The organism is Peribacillus sp. SIMBA_075, from assembly GCF_046534585.1.
The window spans coordinates 1-258 of sequence record NZ_JAWRYN010000965.1; the positions used below are offsets into that span (position 1 = coordinate 1).

The 258-nt window shown below is 38.8% G+C and carries 1 pseudogene; it reads right to left on the reverse strand.

The annotated features are described in order from the left end of the window. Positions 1 to 54: 54 nt before the first annotated feature. A pseudogene (locus SB775_RS31140) lies at positions 55 to 258 on the reverse strand (phospho-N-acetylmuramoyl-pentapeptide-transferase); the annotation flags it as partial.

Genomic DNA, 258 nt, shown 5'->3' on the forward strand with positions numbered 1-258 from the left:
TGCAAGACCTAATACTAGTACATGTTCGTTTTTTAACATTTGCATCTTATTCAATTACAACCACACCTCGATGTAAATTCCTAAAACAGCAAGTAATAAACCAGCTGTCCAGAAGGTGACAACCACTCTCCACTCAGACCAGCCAACTAACTCATAGTGGTGGTGAAGCGGGCTCATTTTAAAGATTCTTTTTCCAGTTGTTTTAAAGGAGATGACTTGAAGGATAACCGATAACGTTTCAACAACAAATACTCCTCC